General features: G+C 61.5%; 13 protein-coding genes. 1 reads left to right on the top strand and 12 read right to left on the bottom strand.

Annotated features, from left to right (window positions below):
- Window positions 1-141: 141 nt before the first annotated feature.
- The 12 genes from ACI77I_RS29940 to ACI77I_RS29885 all read right to left on the bottom strand — a co-directional run bounded on the left by ACI77I_RS29940 (window position 142) and on the right by ACI77I_RS29885 (window position 13,879).
- A complete protein-coding gene (locus ACI77I_RS29940) occupies window positions 142-1,593 on the bottom strand; it encodes an efflux transporter outer membrane subunit (protein ID WP_242153756.1) in 1,452 nt (483 codons plus the stop codon).
- Window positions 1,590-2,648 (bottom strand): HlyD family secretion protein, encoded by a 1,059-nt coding sequence (locus tag ACI77I_RS29935; protein ID WP_242153755.1) that lies wholly within the window; start codon window positions 2,646-2,648, stop codon window positions 1,590-1,592. Before ACI77I_RS29935 ends, ACI77I_RS29940 begins: the two co-directional genes overlap by 4 nt.
- A 14-nt stretch (window positions 2,649-2,662) precedes the next feature.
- A complete protein-coding gene (locus tag ACI77I_RS29930; RefSeq protein WP_242153752.1) occupies window positions 2,663-4,198 on the bottom strand; it encodes an MFS transporter in 1,536 nt (511 codons plus the stop codon).
- A gap of 232 nt (window positions 4,199-4,430) precedes the next feature.
- Window positions 4,431-5,351: a LysR family transcriptional regulator gene (locus ACI77I_RS29925; RefSeq protein WP_094953066.1), complete on the bottom strand. Its 921-nt coding sequence runs from the start codon at window positions 5,349-5,351 to the stop codon at window positions 4,431-4,433.
- A 52-nt stretch (window positions 5,352-5,403) separates the two neighbouring features.
- Complete coding sequence (locus ACI77I_RS29920) at window positions 5,404-5,952, bottom strand: energy transducer TonB (protein WP_406999776.1); 549 nt, start codon at window positions 5,950-5,952, stop codon at window positions 5,404-5,406.
- A 10-nt stretch (window positions 5,953-5,962) separates the two neighbouring features.
- Window positions 5,963-6,091, bottom strand: a complete 129-nt coding sequence (locus ACI77I_RS29915) for a hypothetical protein (RefSeq protein WP_256589306.1) — start codon at window positions 6,089-6,091, stop codon at window positions 5,963-5,965.
- A gap of 38 nt (window positions 6,092-6,129) precedes the next feature.
- Complete coding sequence (locus ACI77I_RS29910; protein WP_094953068.1) at window positions 6,130-6,978, bottom strand: ABC transporter permease; 849 nt, start codon at window positions 6,976-6,978, stop codon at window positions 6,130-6,132.
- An 11-nt stretch (window positions 6,979-6,989) separates the two neighbouring features.
- A complete protein-coding gene (locus ACI77I_RS29905) occupies window positions 6,990-7,841 on the bottom strand; it encodes an ABC transporter ATP-binding protein (RefSeq protein WP_094953069.1) in 852 nt (283 codons plus the stop codon).
- A 20-nt stretch (window positions 7,842-7,861) separates the two neighbouring features.
- Window positions 7,862-8,755 (bottom strand): TauD/TfdA family dioxygenase, encoded by an 894-nt coding sequence (locus tag ACI77I_RS29900; protein ID WP_242153746.1) that lies wholly within the window; start codon window positions 8,753-8,755, stop codon window positions 7,862-7,864.
- A gap of 214 nt (window positions 8,756-8,969) precedes the next feature.
- The gene (locus tag ACI77I_RS29895; protein ID WP_094953071.1) at window positions 8,970-10,334 is read right to left on the bottom strand and encodes an HlyD family type I secretion periplasmic adaptor subunit; all 1,365 of its coding nucleotides are present in this window, start codon (window positions 10,332-10,334) and stop codon (window positions 8,970-8,972) included.
- Window positions 10,324-12,480: a type I secretion system permease/ATPase gene (locus ACI77I_RS29890; protein WP_094953073.1), complete on the bottom strand. Its 2,157-nt coding sequence runs from the start codon at window positions 12,478-12,480 to the stop codon at window positions 10,324-10,326. The genes ACI77I_RS29895 and ACI77I_RS29890 overlap by 11 nt, the downstream gene beginning before the upstream one ends.
- A 40-nt stretch (window positions 12,481-12,520) precedes the next feature.
- A complete protein-coding gene (locus ACI77I_RS29885) occupies window positions 12,521-13,879 on the bottom strand; it encodes a TolC family outer membrane protein (protein ID WP_094953072.1) in 1,359 nt (452 codons plus the stop codon).
- A gap of 338 nt (window positions 13,880-14,217) precedes the next feature.
- Between ACI77I_RS29885 and ACI77I_RS29880 the strand changes: the two genes are divergently transcribed.
- On the top strand, window positions 14,218-16,855 hold a 2,638-nt coding region (locus tag ACI77I_RS29880; protein WP_406999774.1), incomplete at its 3' end, for a retention module-containing protein.

The raw sequence follows: 16,855 nt of genomic DNA, 5'->3' as shown, positions 1-16,855 counted from the left end.
GGCGGAACCCATAGCAGCCGTTACCCAAATAACGGATATGTACCCAGCGCCCCCCGCGGCAACCAAAGAACTCAACCCACAAAAAGATGTGTAGATACCTATGCTCATCGCGGGCAAGCCCGCTCCCACATGGCGTTGTATTCAGCCTGCAGGAAGGGAGGCTGTTTCAGGGTAGACGGATTGCCAACCGCCACCCAACGCCTTGTACAACCCGACCATGGCCAACGACACACCGGTGGAGCTTTCCACCCACTGCTCCTGCGTTGCCAATAGCGCACTTTGCACGGTCAGCACGTTGACAAAATCCACCACGCCTTCGACGTACTGCTGTTGCGCGGTGCTCAAGGCGATCTGGTTTTGGCGCACCGCTTCGGCAAGGCTGTCGCGGCGCAGTTGGCTGGCGTTGTAGCGGGTCAGTTGGTCGTCGATCTCATGCCAGGCGCGCAGCACGGTTTGCTGGTAGGCGAGCGCGGCTTCCTGTTGCTGCGCTTCACGCAGGTTCAACACGCCTTGCAGCCGGCCGCCATTGAACAGCGGCAAGCTGAATTGCGGGCCGAAGGCAAACGCGCGCGAGCCCCACGAGCCGAAATCCGACAGTTGCATGGCCTGTGAACCGAGGCTGCCGGACAAGGTGATACGCGGGTAGAAATCCCCCTTGGCCACGCCGATAGTGGCGGTTGCGGCGTGCAGGCGCGCCTCGGCCTGGCGGATGTCTGGGCGGCGTTCGGCAAGTTCCGACGGCAGGCCAATGGCGACCTGGCGTTGGGTTTGCGGCACGGCAGCATCCTTGGACAATTGCGCATGCAGCGCTTGCGGCGGCTCGCCCATCAACAGGCTCAGGGCGTTGATCAGTTGGTCCTGGCGCTGCTGCAAATCCGGCAGCCGTGCTTCGATGGCGGCTACTTGGGCGGCGGCTTCGGCCACGTCCAGGTCAGTCGCTACGCCGTCGGCCAGGCGCAGTTGCGAGAGCTTGAGGCTGTGGCGCGCAACATCGAGGTTTTGCTCGGTGACGGCGCGGGTGTTCTGCACACCGCGCAGTTGGATGTAGTCCTGGGCGGTCTCGGCAAGCACCGACAGCAGCACGGCGCGGCGGTCGTTTTCGGCGACTTGCAGGGTGGCGTCAGCGGCTTCGGTTTCGCGTTTGACCCGGCCCCAGAGGTCCAGCTCCCAGGCGGCGGAGAAGCCCATGTCCCACTGGTTGAACGCCGAACGGCCGTTCTCGCCGGAGGGGTCGCTCAAGCCTTTGCCGCTATTGCGTTTGCGCTGGTAAGCCCCCGTGGCATCGACATTGGGATAGCGCTCGGCGGTGGTCACCTGGCGCACGGCACGGCTTTGTTGCAAGCGGCTGCTGGCCAGTTTCAGGTCAAGGTTGTCGGTAAGGGCGCGGCGTGTGAGGGCCGAGAGCTGTTCGTCGTGAAACACGTCCCACCAACGCTCTTGCAAAGGATCGGTGACGGCGCGGCTGGCAGCCTGCCGGCCCTGGGGCTCGCTCCATTGGGTGACTTGCGGGCTTTGTGGCCGCTGGAAATCCGGGCCGACGGTGCAGGCGCTCAGGCTGATCAGGCTCAAGGTGAGCCAGGCAAACGGCTTCATTGCTGGGCCACCTCACGCGGCTGCGCGACTGATTGGGTGTCGACGCTGGCTTCCACCGACATGCCGACACGCAGGCGCTCGGTCAGTGGCTGATTGGGTTCGAGCACGATTTTCACTGGGATGCGTTGCACCACCTTGGTGAAGTTACCGGTGGCGTTGTCGGGTTTGACCGACGCAAAGGTCACCCCGGTAGCCGGCGCGAGGCTTTCCAGGTGGCCCTTGAGCAGTTCGCCGTCGAGGCTGTCGACGCGCACCTGCACGGCTTGGCCGGCGTGCATATGCCACAGTTGGGTTTCCTGAAAGTTGGCCACCACATAAGCCTCGGCCAACGGCACCACGGCGAGGATCTTGCTGCCCGGCGTCACATACGCACCGACGCGCACCGCGCGTTCACCGACCATGCCATCCACCGGCGCCACAATGCGCGTGTAGGACAGCTGATAGCTGGCCATTTCCAACGCCGCCTGGGCGCGCTTGAGCCCACCTTCGGCGGCATCGCGCTGGGCGGTGAGGATCTCCACCTGCTTGCGCTCGGCCGCCAGCACCGCCGTGGCATTGGCCAGGCGTGCGGTGGCCTGGTCGATGCGGGTCTTGGCCTGCTGGGCGTTCTGTACGGTGCCCGCGCCAACACCGGCGAGGTGGTTGTAGCGGTTCAGTTCGTGCTCGGCGAAGGCCACTTCGGCGCGGTCTGCCGCCACGGTGGCCTGGGCCTGGGCGATCACCGAGCTCTGGCGCTCAAGGGTCGCGGTGGCGTTTTTCAGTTGGGCTTGGGCGACAAGCGTGTCGGCGTCGGCAGCCTGCGCGGCGGCGCGAAAGTCGCGGTCGTCGATCAGCGCCAACAGTTGGCCAGCCTTGACGCGCTGGTTGTCTTCTACCAGCACTTCCTTGATAAAACCGGCTACGCGCGGCGCCACCAGGGTGAAGTCGGCGGCGACGAAGGCGTCGTTGGTGGTCTGGCGCTTGCTGCCCAACAGGCCGGGCGCGACCAGGTACACCAGCACGCCGACGGCAAACACGGCGATAACGGAGACGGCAATTTTGTCTTTGCGTTTCATGAAAATTCCTTGTGCTAGGTCGGTGCGCGCGGCGGAAAAATCCGCGTGGGCATCCAGAAAATCAGCAGGATCAACGCCACTGCGACACCCGCCATGACGTAATAAAGGTCCGAAGAGGTCAGCACCACGGCCTGCTCATGCAGCCGGTGCGCCAGGCCCGGCGCGTCGCCGTCGGCCAGGGGCGAGTTGCCCAGTCGGTCCACCAGCATGGTTGAGTGAAAGTGCAGGCGCTGGGTGGTCAGCACATCAATCACGGCGGTGGCGACCACCGCCGCAAGGCCTTTGACGGTGTTGAACCAAGCCGAGGCGAACGGCCCATCTATCGGTTGGATGCTGCCGGTGGACAGCATCAGCAGCGGCAACACCGCCATGGGTTGCCCGAAGATTTGCAGCAGGTACAGGCCATAGAAGTCGTCGCGAATCCACTCCGAGGTCAGGTGCGCGCTGCCAATGCAACACAGCACCAGCATGCTCAACCCGATCCCCAGTACCCACCGGCAATCGACCCAGCGCAGGTTGCACAGCGCCGCCACCAGCGGCAGCGCGATCAACTGCGGCAACGCCATCAGCAGCATCACTGGCGCGGTTTGCAGCGGCCGGTAACCCTGGACCTGGGCGAGGAAGCTCGAGGGGATGATGATCACTGAGGTCAGCACCATCAGCACGCCCGCCAGCACGATCAAGGCAAAGGCCAGGTTGCGCAGGCCGAGCATCTGCAACTTGAAGAACGGAATCGGCTGCGACCATTCATTCACCAGAAACAGCACCAGCAACAGCGTGCCCGCGCTCAACAGGAAGGTGATCAGGCCGGACTCGAACCAGTCCAGGCGATTGCCCTGCAACAGGCCGATCACCAGCATGCAGATCGCCGGGAAGCCCAGCAGCAGGCCGCGCCAGTTGAACTGCTTGAAGCGCTCCAGGCGCAGCGGATCCTGCGGTAAGCCGTAGGCCACGGCAGCCATCGCCAGCAGGCACGGCGCAACGATTTGCCAGAACGCCCACTGCCAGCCGACGTATTCGGTCCACAGCGCAGCCAACGGCGTGCCCAGGCTTGGGCCGAAGGTGGCGGTGAGCGCGTAGCCGGCCAGGCCGTACAGTTTGACGTTGGCCGGCAGGAAGCGCAGCGCCACGGTCATCAACATCGGCGGCAACGCGCCACCGGCCAGGCCTTGCACGGTGCGCAGCAGCAGCAGGGTCTCGTAGTTCGGCGCAAACGGGCACAGGATGCCCAGCACCGTGAACAGGCCGATGGCGCAAAGCGTAAAGCGGCGCAGGGAAAACGTCACCGAGCACCACGGCGCAAACGCCATGGCCGCCACCGAGGTCGCGGTGTAGGCGGCGACCAGCCAGGTGCCTTCGTCAAAGCCGATGTACAGCGCACCACGGATATCCGCGAGGGCCACCTTGGTGACCATCTCATTGAGGCCGGACACCAGCACCGCCAACAGCACGCCGACCAGGCCGATGATGATGCGTGGGCCGAACACGGGCGGGTTGAGCGCAGTGGGTTTGGCTGCAGCCTGGAGAGCGGGGGCAGCGAGGGATGTCATGAACAAGTAACTCGGGATTAGAAATACCCGAGCAGTTTAATCAGGCACACACATGACAAAAAAGTTACTTGTCGGCAGGTTATAAGTGCGTCAGACGCAACTGTTGGCCGTAGCTTGATCCTGTGGGCGCCCGGCTTGCCAGCGATGCAAACAATTCGGTCTGCCTGCAAAAGTGCGGTGATGCTATCGCAGGCAAGCCAGCTCCCACATTTTGATCGAGTGCACCTGAGATTCAGGTGGGCTGGGCTTCCAGCCAGGTGGCATGGCAGCTCTCGCGCATGGTTTCGCGCAGCCATTTGTGGGCCGGGTCTTTGTCGAAACGTGGGTGCCAGGATTGCGCGAGCACCAGGGTCGGCAGGGAAATCGGCAGCGGGAATGAGCGCAGTGGCAGGTTCAGGCGGGTGGCGCTCAAGAGGGCTTCCTTGGGCACCGGCAGCAGCAGGTCGGAGTCGGTCAGCATGAACATCGCGCCATGGAAGCCTGGGGCGATCATCGCCACGCGGCGCTCCAGGCCCTGGGCATTCAACGCGGTGTCGATCGGCCCGCGAGCGATGCCGCGCCGCGAAATGCTGATGTGGGAATAGCTGGCAAAACGTGCGGCGGTGATTTCTTCGTCGAACAACGGGTGATCTTGCCGCGCCAGGCCGACAAAGGTGGTGGAGAACAGGTTCTGCACCTTCACTTCGGGGCTGGAGGGCATGGTGTTGCTTACTCGCAGGTCCAGCCGCCCTTCGCGCAGCGCCTCGTCGTCGGTGTCGCCTTCGGGCACGAAGCACAGCTCGCACAGCGGTGCCACGCGTTCCATGGTGTCGAACAGGCGACCGCCATACACACCGATAAAGAAGTCATTGGCACGCACGCTGAAACGCCGGCGCAAGGTGCTCAGGTCAACCTGATCCGCCGAGCGAAACAACAACGCCGCCTGCTCCACCACACTGCGCACCTGGCCTTGCAGCTGCAGGGCCTTGGGCGTCGGCACCAGGCCGCGACCGGCGCGCACCAGGATCGGATCGCCCACCGCCTCGCGAATGCGTGTGAGGGTGCGGCTCATGGCCGCCGGGCTGAGGTTCATGCGCCGCGCGGCGCCGACCACGCTGCCCTCGTCGAGCAAGGCGTCGAGGGCGACCAACAGGTTCATGTCCGGAAGTTGCATGCCAAGCACTCGTGGTCAGTGGGGAGTGAACTGGGCGCAATCGTAGCAGGCTTTACAGGTAACGCCTCAGGCTGCGAGGCAGGTATTGGGCGAAGGTGGATTTGGGATTCGCCTGGCACTTGCGCACGATTTCCGGCAAAGCGTTTTCCAGCTCATCGGCGCGAGCCAGGCCTTCGTTGTAGTCACTTTTACCGCTTAACGCCGGGAACATCACCGCCACACGGGTGATGGCAAAGCTCTTCATGGCAATTAACGGGCGGGTGGGATGGTCGCGACGGAACTGGCTGACTTCTTCGTTCAACGCGCGGCAGGATTGATAGGTGGTTTGCGTAAAGGTCAGTTGAACCGCTTCAGTGCGCGCCGGTTCAGGCGAGAAGATCATGTCGTTGTGCGCCTCGATGACCGCTGGCTGATCGGCCGTCACCGTCCAGGGTTTGAAGCGCCATTGTGTGGCCGAGTCCACGCCGGCGGCGCCGAAAGCAGGCTGGGTGGCGCTGAGCGCTTTTACATCGCTGACCGTTCCGTCGCTGTGAATATTCAGGCTGATGCGCGCATGCCCCTGGGTGTTGATCATGTTTTGAGGGTAATGCGGCTTGGGCATCAAAACCGCTTCAGGCGCGAATTGAGCAAAAACCGAAGTCGATAACAACAAGGCCGCTGCCAAGACAAAAAGCCGCATCTTCGTAAATCCTTTTACCAGACATGCCTGACGCCAGGGCGACGTCAGGTTCGGGCAGCATTATCAGCGCCAGCGCGGACAAAGAGCAATTATTCCTATTTAGCGCTGCATGCCCCAGCGTTTCACCGTCAGCCGTTCGAAGGTGTCGAACACCAGGTTCTCCACCAGCAAGCCGATCAGAATCACCACCGCCAACCCGGCAAACACCTTGTCGGTGTACAGCTCGTTGCGGTTCTGAAAGATGTACCAACCCAACCCGCCCTTGCCGCTGGTGGCGCCGAACACCAGCTCGGCGGCGATCAACGTACGCCAGGCGAAAGCCCAGCCGATCTTGAGGCCGGCGAGGATCGACGGCAGCGCCGCCGGGATCAGGATGAACAGCACAAAACGCATACCCTTGAGGCCGTAGTTGCGCCCGGCCATGCGCAGGGTTTCGGACACGCCGAGAAACCCGGAATAGGTGTTCAGCGCCAAGGCCCACAGCACCGAATGCACCAGCACGAAAATCAGGCTGTTCTGCCCCAGGCCGAACCACAGCAGCGCCAGTGGCAGTAATGCAATCGCCGGCAACGGGTTGAACATCGAGGTCAGGGTGCTGAGCAGGTCGCGGCCCAACTGGGTCGACACCGCCAACGTGGTCAGGGCAAACGCCAGCACAATGCCGATCAGGTAGCCCTTGATCAGCACCGCCAGCGAGATGCTCACTTTGCTCAGCAGCTCGCCACTGAGCAGGCCATCAAACAGCGCCTGGGCCGTCTGCAAAAAGCTCGGCAGCAGCAAATCGTTGTTCTGGTAACGGGCAACCGCTTCCCACAGGATCGCCAGCACGATCAGGATCAGGCCCTTGCGCAGCCAGCCTTGTTGCCACAGACGTTGACGCAAGGGCAGTTCGCGCTCCACGGGGACGCTGAGCAGCGGTTGGAGGTTAACTTCAAATTCCTGGCGCATGGGCGGCCCCTTCAGTAAGCGATGCGGATATCGGCGAAACCCAACTCACGTTCGGCCTCGGGCGCTTCATCGAACAACAGGCGATGAATACGCCGCGCCGACGCCTGGAATTCCACACCGCCGAGGCTGTGCAGGTCGTATTGATGGCTGTGGATTTGCGCCCGCACGCGCCCAGGGTGTGGCGACAGCAACAGGATGCGATTGCCCACCACCAGGGCTTCTTCGATGGAGTGGGTGACGAACAACAGCGTGAAGCGCACCTCCTCCCAGAGCAGCAACAATTCTTCCTGCATCTTGCGCCGGGTCAGGGCGTCGAGGGCGGCGAAGGGTTCGTCCATCAGCAGGATTTTCGGCTGCATGGCCAGCGCGCGCGCGATGGCTACACGGGCTTTCATGCCGCCGGACAGGGTGTGTGGGTAGGCATCGGCGAAGGCCGTGAGGCCGACTTTTTCGAGGTAGTGCAGCGCGCGTTCTTCGGCTTCGCGGCGCTTCAAGGTTTTCGACGCCAACAGCGGGAACATCACGTTCTGTTTGACGGTTTTCCACGGCGGCAGCTGGTCGAACTCCTGGAACACCACGATGCGATCCGGGCCAGGCTCTTCGACCTTTTGCCCGAGCAGGCGGATCTCGCCTTCGCAGGGTTTGATAAACCCGGCGATCGACTTGAGCAAGGTGGATTTGCCGCAGCCCGAAGGGCCGAGCAACACGTAGCGATCGGCCGGGTCGATTTCGAAACTGACCTGGTGGGTGGCCCGCACCACGCGCTCGGGCGTGCGGTATTCGAGGCTGACATGGTCCACCGCCAGCAACGGTTCGGCGGTGTTCAGGTTGCTGGCCGCGTGGCCTTGCAGGGGCGCGTTCATTTCAACTCTCTTGCAGGGGGTTAGAAAGGCGCATCGCCCTGGATGGTGGTGCGAAACAGCTTGCGGCGCAGATGGCTCGGGCAACCGGCCGCCAGGTGGATCAGCGAGCGGTTGTCCCAGAACACCAGGTCGTGGGGCTGCCACTGGTGGCGGTAGATGTTGTGCGCCAGCACGCTGTGGGCGTAGAGCTGGGCCAGCAGGTCGCGGCTTTCATCCTCCGGCAGGTCGACGATGCGGGTGGTGAAGCCTTCGCTGACGAACAGCGCTTTGCGGCCGTTTTCCGGGTGGGTGCGCACAATTGGGTGCACCACTTCGGCCACTTGGGCGAGCTGTTCGGGGGTCAGCGTTGGGCGCCAGTTGCCTTCGAATTTAGTTTCGCTGTAGCGCGCGGTATATGAATGCGCGGCGCTGCGGCCTTCCACGGCGTTGCGCAGGTGCTTGGGCAGTTGGTCCCAGGCTTTGTGCATGTCAGCGAACAGCGTGTCGCCGCCTTCAGAGGGCAGTTCCTGGGCGTGCAGCATCGAGCCCAGGCTTGGCAGTTCCTTATAGGACAGGTCCGAATGCCAGAACTTGCCCGCATCGCCCAGGCCGATGGATTGGCCGTTTTCGATGATGTTGGAGACGATCAGGATTTCCGGGTGATTGGCCAGCAGGAACTGTTTGAGCACATGGATCTGCAACACGCCGAAGCGGCGGCTGAAGGCGATCTGTTGTTCGGGGGTGATGCGTTGGTCGCGAAATACCACGACGTGGTGGTCCAGGTGCGCGCGGTGGATGCGTGCGAAGTCCTGGTCGTTGACCGGGTGGGATAAATCCAGGCCGATGATCTCGGCGCCGACGCTGCCGGGGAATGGGCGGATGTCGAAGGACTGAGCGGTAGAGGTCGCTGTTGGAACAGTAGAGGTGGCGGACATGAAGGCACTCCCGGTCGGACAGGGGAGTGACTTTATAGATATAAGAACGGGCGATTAAATACCGTTAGTGAATATCGATATGCATTAGGGTTGGGATCTGCGGTGATGCTGATGGCGCCATCGCAGGCAAGCCAGCTCCCACATTTTGATTTGTGAACACATTCAAATGTGGGAGCTGGCTTGCCTGCGATGAGGCCCTGGCAGGTGATAGAGATTACCGCTCGTGCAACGCCTCGGCCCGCGCCTTGATGATCGGCTTGAGCAGGTAGCTCAGGATGCTTTTCTTGCCGGTAATGATATCCACCGAGGCGACCATGCCGGGGATGATCAGCAGTGGCTTCTCATCGGTGCCCAAGTGGCTGCGGTCGGTGCGCAGGGTGATCATGTAGTAGGTGGTTTTCTTGTCTTCATCGGTGATGGTGTCAGCGCCGATGCGTTCGAGCTTGGCCTTCAGGCCGCCATAGATGGTGTAGTCATAGGCGGTGAATTTGACGATCGCTTCTTGCCCCGGGTGCAGGAAGGCGATGTCTTGCGGGCGAATCTTGGCTTCCACCAGCAGGGTGTCGTTGAGCGGCACGATTTCGACCATGTCGCTGCCCGGCTGGATCACGCCGCCAACGGTGTTGACCAGCAATTGCTTGACGATACCGCGTACCGGCGAGGTGACCAGCGTACGGCTGACGCGGTCTTCCAGGGCGCGACCGGTGGATTCGGCCTTGTTCAGTTCGGTGCGGGCTTCGTTGAGCTGGGTCAGCGCTTCGCTGCGGAATTTGCCACGGGTTTCGTCGATCTTGCGCTGCACTTCCTTGATCGCCGATTCGGCGCGGGGAATCGCCAGGGTGGTGGCGTCCAACTGGCCACGGGTTTCCATTTCGGCACGCTTGAGGCGCAGCACTTCCACCGGCGATACCGCGCCCTGGGCCACCAGCGGCTCGGACATGTTGATTTCCTGGCGTTGCAGGGACAACTGGCTGCGGTACTGGCCTTGCTTGGAACTGAACTCGCGCAGTTCCTGTTGGCGCTGCACCAGTTGCTCCTGCAAACCACCGACTTCGTCTTTCAACTGCTGGCGGCGGCTTTCATACAAGGAGCGCTCGTTGGCGGCCTGGCTCGGCGCGGCCTTGAGCACGTCGTCGGGGATGTTCAGCGGGCGGTCATCCACCTGCGCACTCAAGCGCTCAACGCGCAGTTGCATGGCCAGGCGCAAGGCTTCGGTTTCACCAGCGTTGGAGACAAACCGCGTGTCGTCGAGGCGAATCAACGGCGCGCCAGCCTCTACGATCTGGCCTTCCTTGACGTACAACTCGGAGACGATACCGCCTTCCAGGTTCTGGATTTTCTGCAGCTTGGACGACGGAATCGCCTTGCCGTCGCCTCGGGTGACTTCGTCGATGCTGGAGAAACCCGCCCACACCACCAGGAATACGAAGAACGCGATGATCGCCCAGATGGTCAGGCGGATTACCCGCGGTGCATCTTCGATCAGCGCTTTGTTGACCTCAGGCAGGGGCTGGCCCTGCAACGAGTCGGTGCCTTTGAAGTAGCGGCCAACCGCGCTTTTGATGGAGTTAAGCAACACTGATCTGCCCCTTTTTCAACGCTTCCATAACCACGGCTTTCGGGCCGTCCGCGAGGATCTGCCCACGGTCGACCACCAGCAGGCGGTCCACCAGGGAGAGCAGTGAGGCACGGTGGGTGACCAGCACCACGGTCTTGTTTTGCACCACGGCTTGCAGACGTTGTTTCAAGCGTTCTTCACCGGTGTTGTCCATGGCGCTGGTGGGTTCGTCCAACAGCAGGATGGGCGGGTTGAGCAATAGCGCGCGCGCCAGGGCGACGTTTTGCCGCTGGCCGCCGGACAGGTTCTGCCCACGCTCGCCAACTTGCAGCTCATAACCTTGGGGGTGCAGGCGCGCGAATTCGTGCACACCGGCCAGTTCGGCAGCTTGCAGGACCATTTCGTCTTCTACATAACGCGCACCCGAGACCAGGTTGTCGCGCAGGGTGCCGGCCAGCAATTGGATGTCTTGGGCGACGTAGCCGATGTTGTGGCGCAGTTCGCTCACGTCGATCTGGCGTACGTCCACGCCGTCCACCAGCAAGGCGCCGGAGTCGGGCTGGTAAAGGCCGACGATCAGTTTGGCGAGGGAGCTTTTACCCGAGCCACTGCGGCCGATAATGCCGATTTTTTCGCCCGGTTTGATCATCAGGTTGATGTTTTTCAACGCGGCGTTCTGTTGGTTCGGGTAAGTGAAGTTCAGGCCCCGGCACTCGATGGCACCTTGCAGGGTGCGACGGCTCATCGGGCGCTCTTCGAAATTGCGCTCTTGGGGCAGCTCCATCATCTGGTCCACCGAGGTCATGGTGACCTTGGCTTGCTGGTAACGGGTCAGCAGGCCCGACAGTGAGGCCAGTGGGCTCAAGGCGCGGCCACTGAGCATGTAGCAGGCAATCAGGCCGCCCATGCTGAGGTTGCCGTCGATGATCTGGTACACGCCGAACACGATCATGATCACGCCAGCCAGTTGCTGGATCAGCAGGGTCATGTTCATCGACAGGCCCGACAGCAACTTCACGCGCAGCTCAAGGCGGCTGAGGGTGCCGATGGTCTGTTCCCAACCGTACTGACGCTCGCTCTCGGCGTTGTTGACCTTGACCGCGTCCAACCCGGCGAGGGTTTCGATCAGGCTCGACTGGCGCTCGGCGGCCAGGGCCATGGTTCGTTCCATGGTCGCCACCAGCGGCTTTTGCAGGGCGTAGCCGATGCCCAGGGCAATGGGGAACGCCAGCACCGGCACCCATACCAAGTGGCCGCCGAGGATGGCGATCACCAGGAAGATCAGCAGGGTAAACGGCAGGTCGATCAGGCTGGTGAGGGTCAGCGAGGCGAGAAAATCGCGCAGGCTCTGAAACTCATGGATGTTCTGCGCGAAGCTGCCGACCCGTGCCGGCCGGTACTTCATGGACATGCCGACAATGCGCTCGAACAGCGTGGCCGAAATGATCAGGTCGGTCTTTTTACCGGCCAGGTCCAGGCACAGGCTGCGCAGGCTTTTGAGGATCAGGTCAAACAAGTACGCGCCGCAGATACCCACGGCCAGCACCCACAAGGTCGCCGTAGCCTGGTTGGGCACCACACGGTCGTACACGTTCATCACGAACAACGGCGCGGCCATCGCGATGATGTTGATCAGGAAGCTGGCGGCAATGGCGTCGGTGTAGAGCCAGCGCGAGCGCTTGAGGGTGTCACGGAACCACGAACGCGCCCGAGGGATCAGGGTGCCGTGGTTGACGTCGAATTTGTGCTGCGGCTGGGCAAAGAAGACTTTGCCGATGTAGTCATCGGCCAACGCCTCGCGCTTGATCAGCACCTCACCGCCGTCGCTTTCGCTGAGCAGGATCCGTGCTTCATCTTCGCCTTGCCAACCCACCAATACGGCACTGCGACCGTCTTTGAGCAACAGCAGCGCCGGCAGTGCAATCGTCGGGATCTGTTCCAGCTTGCGTTGCAGCACACGGCCTTGCAGCCCGGCGCGCGCGGCTGCACGCGGCAGCAGCTCGGCACTCAGGCGCTGCGAGGGCAACGGCAGGCCCGTGGTGAGCATGGCCGCGCTGGCCGGTTTTTGATGCAGGGCACAGAGCGCCAACAACCCGTCTAATAACGGGTCGTCGTGCAGCGTGCGTGGATCATGACTGAGATGAACTCGACCGACTTCGGATTCCACGCGCTGCACTCTCGACTAACAATTGGGCTATAGGTGTAGCTCAATTCATCCCGGGCAGTTGGACTTTAGGCTTCACGTCGTTCTGCACGACGGAGGCCATCGGTGCGACCACTCCCTGGCTCTTGAGCAATTCACCCATGGTCGCCTTGATTCGATATTGAGTAAATAACTGAATGTTCTTGATCTCTTCCAAACGACGCGAAGCGGTGAACAATTCGTTCTCGCTGTCGAGCAAATCCAGCAGGGTTCGCTGACCCAGACTAAACTGCTGCTGATAGGAGGTACGCACACGGGTGCTGTGATCCACGTACTGCTGGGCCACCGGCAACTGCGAATTCGCGTTGTTCAAGGCGTTCCAGGCCAGGCCCAGTTCTTCGTTGAGCTGGCGCAAAGCGTTGTTGCGGATGTCCAGTGCCTGGCTTGCCTGGTACGACTTGGATTGCAGGTCAGCCTTGTTGCTGCCACCGGCAAACAGGTTGAAGCGCATGCGCACCATGGCTTCCCAGCCGTTGTTGTGGCTGGCATCGCCGGAAACGTTGTTGTCGGCGTTGGTACCAAGCTCGGCATCAAAGCGCGGGTAGAAGCTGGATTTGGCGGCTTCGTACTGGCTTTCGGCGGCGGAGATATCCGACTCGGCCGAACGCAGGATCGGGCTGTTGTCGAGCATCTGGCGACGCGCTTCATTCAGGTCAGCCGGCAGCATGGCCATGAACGGCGCCGGGCGCTCGAGCTGGTCGGGCATCTGGCCGACGGCGCTGAGGTAGTTGACCTGCGAGTCGGAGAGGTTGGTCTGCTCGGTGATCAGGTTGTTGCGGGCCTGGGCCAGACGCGCTTCGGCCTGGTCCTGGTCGGCACCGTTGCCGACGCCGCGCTGGGTGCGCAACTTGATCTGGTCGTAAATGCGTTCGTGGTTGCGCAGGTTTTCTTCAGCCAGGCGCACGAACTCACGACGGGTCAGTACATCCAGGTACACCTGGGCGACGGTCAACCCGGTGCGCTCGGAGGTGCCGAGTAGGGAGTAGGCACGGGAATTGACGTTGGCTTGTTGACGGCCGACTTCGCTGGACGTGGCGAAGCCGTCAAAAATCATTTGCTGCAGGCGCAGGCTGGATTCGCCGCGGTTGAGCGTGTCCCAGTGGTTGCCGTTTGGGCCGTTGACGGCGCGAGTGGTGGAGTTGTCGGTGCCTTCACGGCCGTAACCGGCGTTCAGGTCAACGCGAGGCAGGTAACCACCTTGTGCGGCGCGCAATTGGTAATCGGCAGCGATACGGCTGTTAACCCCGGCTTGGATTTCCGGGTGCACATCCAGGGCCTGTTGCATGGCCTGGGGCAATGTTTGGGCTTGTACAAAACTGGCGGCGAGAACGAACGGTATTGCCTTGAACAGGTGACGACGCATTTAAAAAATTCCCCAGGACTTCTTGTCTTAAATCACAGCGATTGGCACCGCTGCGTCGGATAATGGCTACCGTAATGACCGTACGTCGGAAAGTTCAAAGAGCGGAACTGCTTCACACATGTAGGACGGTTCGCCGCATAAATATCAATGTGACATTACGGAAGCGATTGTTTAGGATGGCGACCAGAAGGTCAATAGTTTGGCATAAACTAGATTACTAAAAAATCTAGCCAATTATTTGACGTCATTAACATCATAGACTACGCCCCTCCTATCTGGCGTCCTAACTTGGGCTGCCACATGGATTTCATCAGAACGGAACACCGGAGAAAATTTTAATGAGCAGTGTTGTTGCCATCGTCAAAAGCATTGTTGGTCAAGTTTTCGTTATTTCTCCGGAGGGGGCGCGCCGCGTTCTGGTTGAAGGCGACCGCCTGTTCGCGGGTGACCAGATAGACACTGGCATGTCCGGCGCGGTCAGCCTTGAACTGGCCGATGGCCGCACGCTGGACTTGGGTCGGGATACTCAGTGGAGCGCCGATCTGCCGGACTCCAGCCTCGACTTGGCCGCCGCCACCGAGCAAGCCGCGCCTTCGGTTGCCGAGCTGCAGCAAGCCATCGCCGCCGGCGCCGACCCGACCACCGACCTGGAAGCCACTGCCGCAGGCGCCAACGCTACGGGTACCGGCGCGGCGGGCGGCGGCCACAGCTTCGTAGTGCTGGACGCGACCGCCGGCCGCGTCGACCCAACCATCGGCTTCCCGACCGGCCCGCTTGGCCAGGGCACCTCGACGCAAACTCAACTCACGGGCGCCCAAGGCTCCAGCGAAACAGGCAACCTGGTGTTGCAGCCCTCGACCCTGACCCTGAGCGCGACCCCGACCATCACCGAGGCCGGCGGCGTACTGACCTACACCGCCACTGTGACCCAGGCGCCGTCCAGCAACCTGAGCATCACCCTGTCCAACGGTGCGGTGATCACTATCCCTGCCGGCCAGACGACCGGCACCGTCAATGTACCGCTGGCGCCAAATGACAGCCCGTACATCGACCCAAGCCAGATCAGCGTCACCGTCACCGGCACCACCGGCGGCAACAACCTGGTGCTGACCATCGACCCTAACCCGGCCGTGACGCAGATTACCGACACCATCGACACCACCACCGTCACGCTGACGGCGGGTGAGACGGTGACTGAAGGCGGCCAGATCACCTACACCGCCACCTTGACCAACCCGGCGCAAACGCCGGTGACTGTCACCTTGAGCAATGGCTCGGTGATTACCATCAAGGCCGGCGAGTCCGTCGGCACGGTGGTCGTGGATACCCCGGCTAACGACGTTTACAACAATGGTTCGACCGTCTCGACCACCATTACTGGCGCGACCGGCGGCAACTTTGAAAATCTGGTACCGAGCACTACGCCTGCGGTTACTACGATTACGGACTCGATCGACACCACGACTGTCACGCTGACTGCTGGCCAGACCGTGACTGAAGGCGGGCAGATTACTTACACCGCGACCTTAACCAACCCCGCGCAGACACCGGTGACTGTCACTTTGAGCAATGGCTCGGTGATCACCATCAAGGCCGGTGAGTCGGTTGGCACCGTAGTCGTGGATACGCCGGCTAACGACGTCTACAACAACGGTTCGACCGTCACGACCACCATTACCGGTGCGACCGGCGGTAACTTTGAAAATCTGGTACCGAGCACTACGCCTGCGGTCACCACGATTACGGACTCGATCGACACCACCACGGTCACGCTGACCGCAGGCGAGACCGTGACCGAAGGCGGCCAGATCACCTACACCGCCACCTTGACCAACCCGGCGCAGACGCCAGTGACTGTCACTTTGAGCAATGGCTCGGTGATCACCATCAAGGCAGGCGAGTCGGTTGGCACTGTAGTCGTGGAGACGCCGGCTAACGATGTTTACAACAACGGTTCTACCGTCAGCACCACAATTACCGGTGCAACCGGCGGTAACTTTGAGAACTTGGTGCCGAGCACCACGCCTGCGGTCACCACCATTGTTGATTCGATCGACACCACTACCGTCACGTTGACGGCCGGTGAGACCGTGACCGAAGGTGGCCAGATCACCTACACCGCCACGTTGACCAACCCGGCGCAGACGCCGGTGACTGTCACCTTGAGCAATGGCTCGGTGATCACGATCAAAGCGGGTGAGTCGGTTGGCACCGTAGTCGTCGACACCCCGCCGAACGATGTCTACGTCAACGGCAGCACTGTCAGCACCACTATTACGGGCGCGACGGGCGGCAACTTCGAAAACCTGGTGCCGAGCACGACACCAGCGGTCACCACCATCACAGATTCGATCGACACCACAACCGTGACGCTGACCGCGCCGACCGAGGCGAACGAAGGTGGTCAGATTACGTACACCGCTACGCTTTCTAACAAAGCGGGCACTGACGTCACTCTGAAACTCGATAATGGCTCGACCATCACCATCAAGGCGGGCGACACCGTCGGGACCGTTACTGTCCCAGCACCTAGCGATGACGTGTTCATCGATAAGAGCACTCAGACGGTCAAGATCACCGACACCGCTGGCGGCAACTTCGAGAAGTTGGAAGTTGCGGGCAATGGTGCGACCACGACGATTAACGACACCATCGACAAAGTTGATGTGGTTCTGACCGCGACCAACACTATCGGCGAAGGCGGCAACATCGTTTACACCGCTTCGCTGGTCGACAAGTCGGGTAACGCGGTGACCAACATCACCAACCCGTTGACCGTGACACTGGATAACGGCCAAACAATCACCATCGGCGTTAATCAGTCGAGCGGCACCGTCACGGTCGTAGCTCCTGATGATGTCTATAAAGGCGATCAAACCGTTACCACCGCTATCAAAGGTGTAACCGGCGGCGAGCATTTCGAAAATCTGGTTCCTGGGACCGATAAAGTCACCACAACTGTGACTGATACTCCGA

This window comes from Pseudomonas sp. D47 (genome assembly GCF_045447305.1).
Classification (GTDB): Bacteria; Pseudomonadota; Gammaproteobacteria; order Pseudomonadales; family Pseudomonadaceae; genus Aquipseudomonas.
Note: the sequence above shows the minus strand (reverse complement) of the source record. Positions and strands in the feature narration are given on the sequence as shown.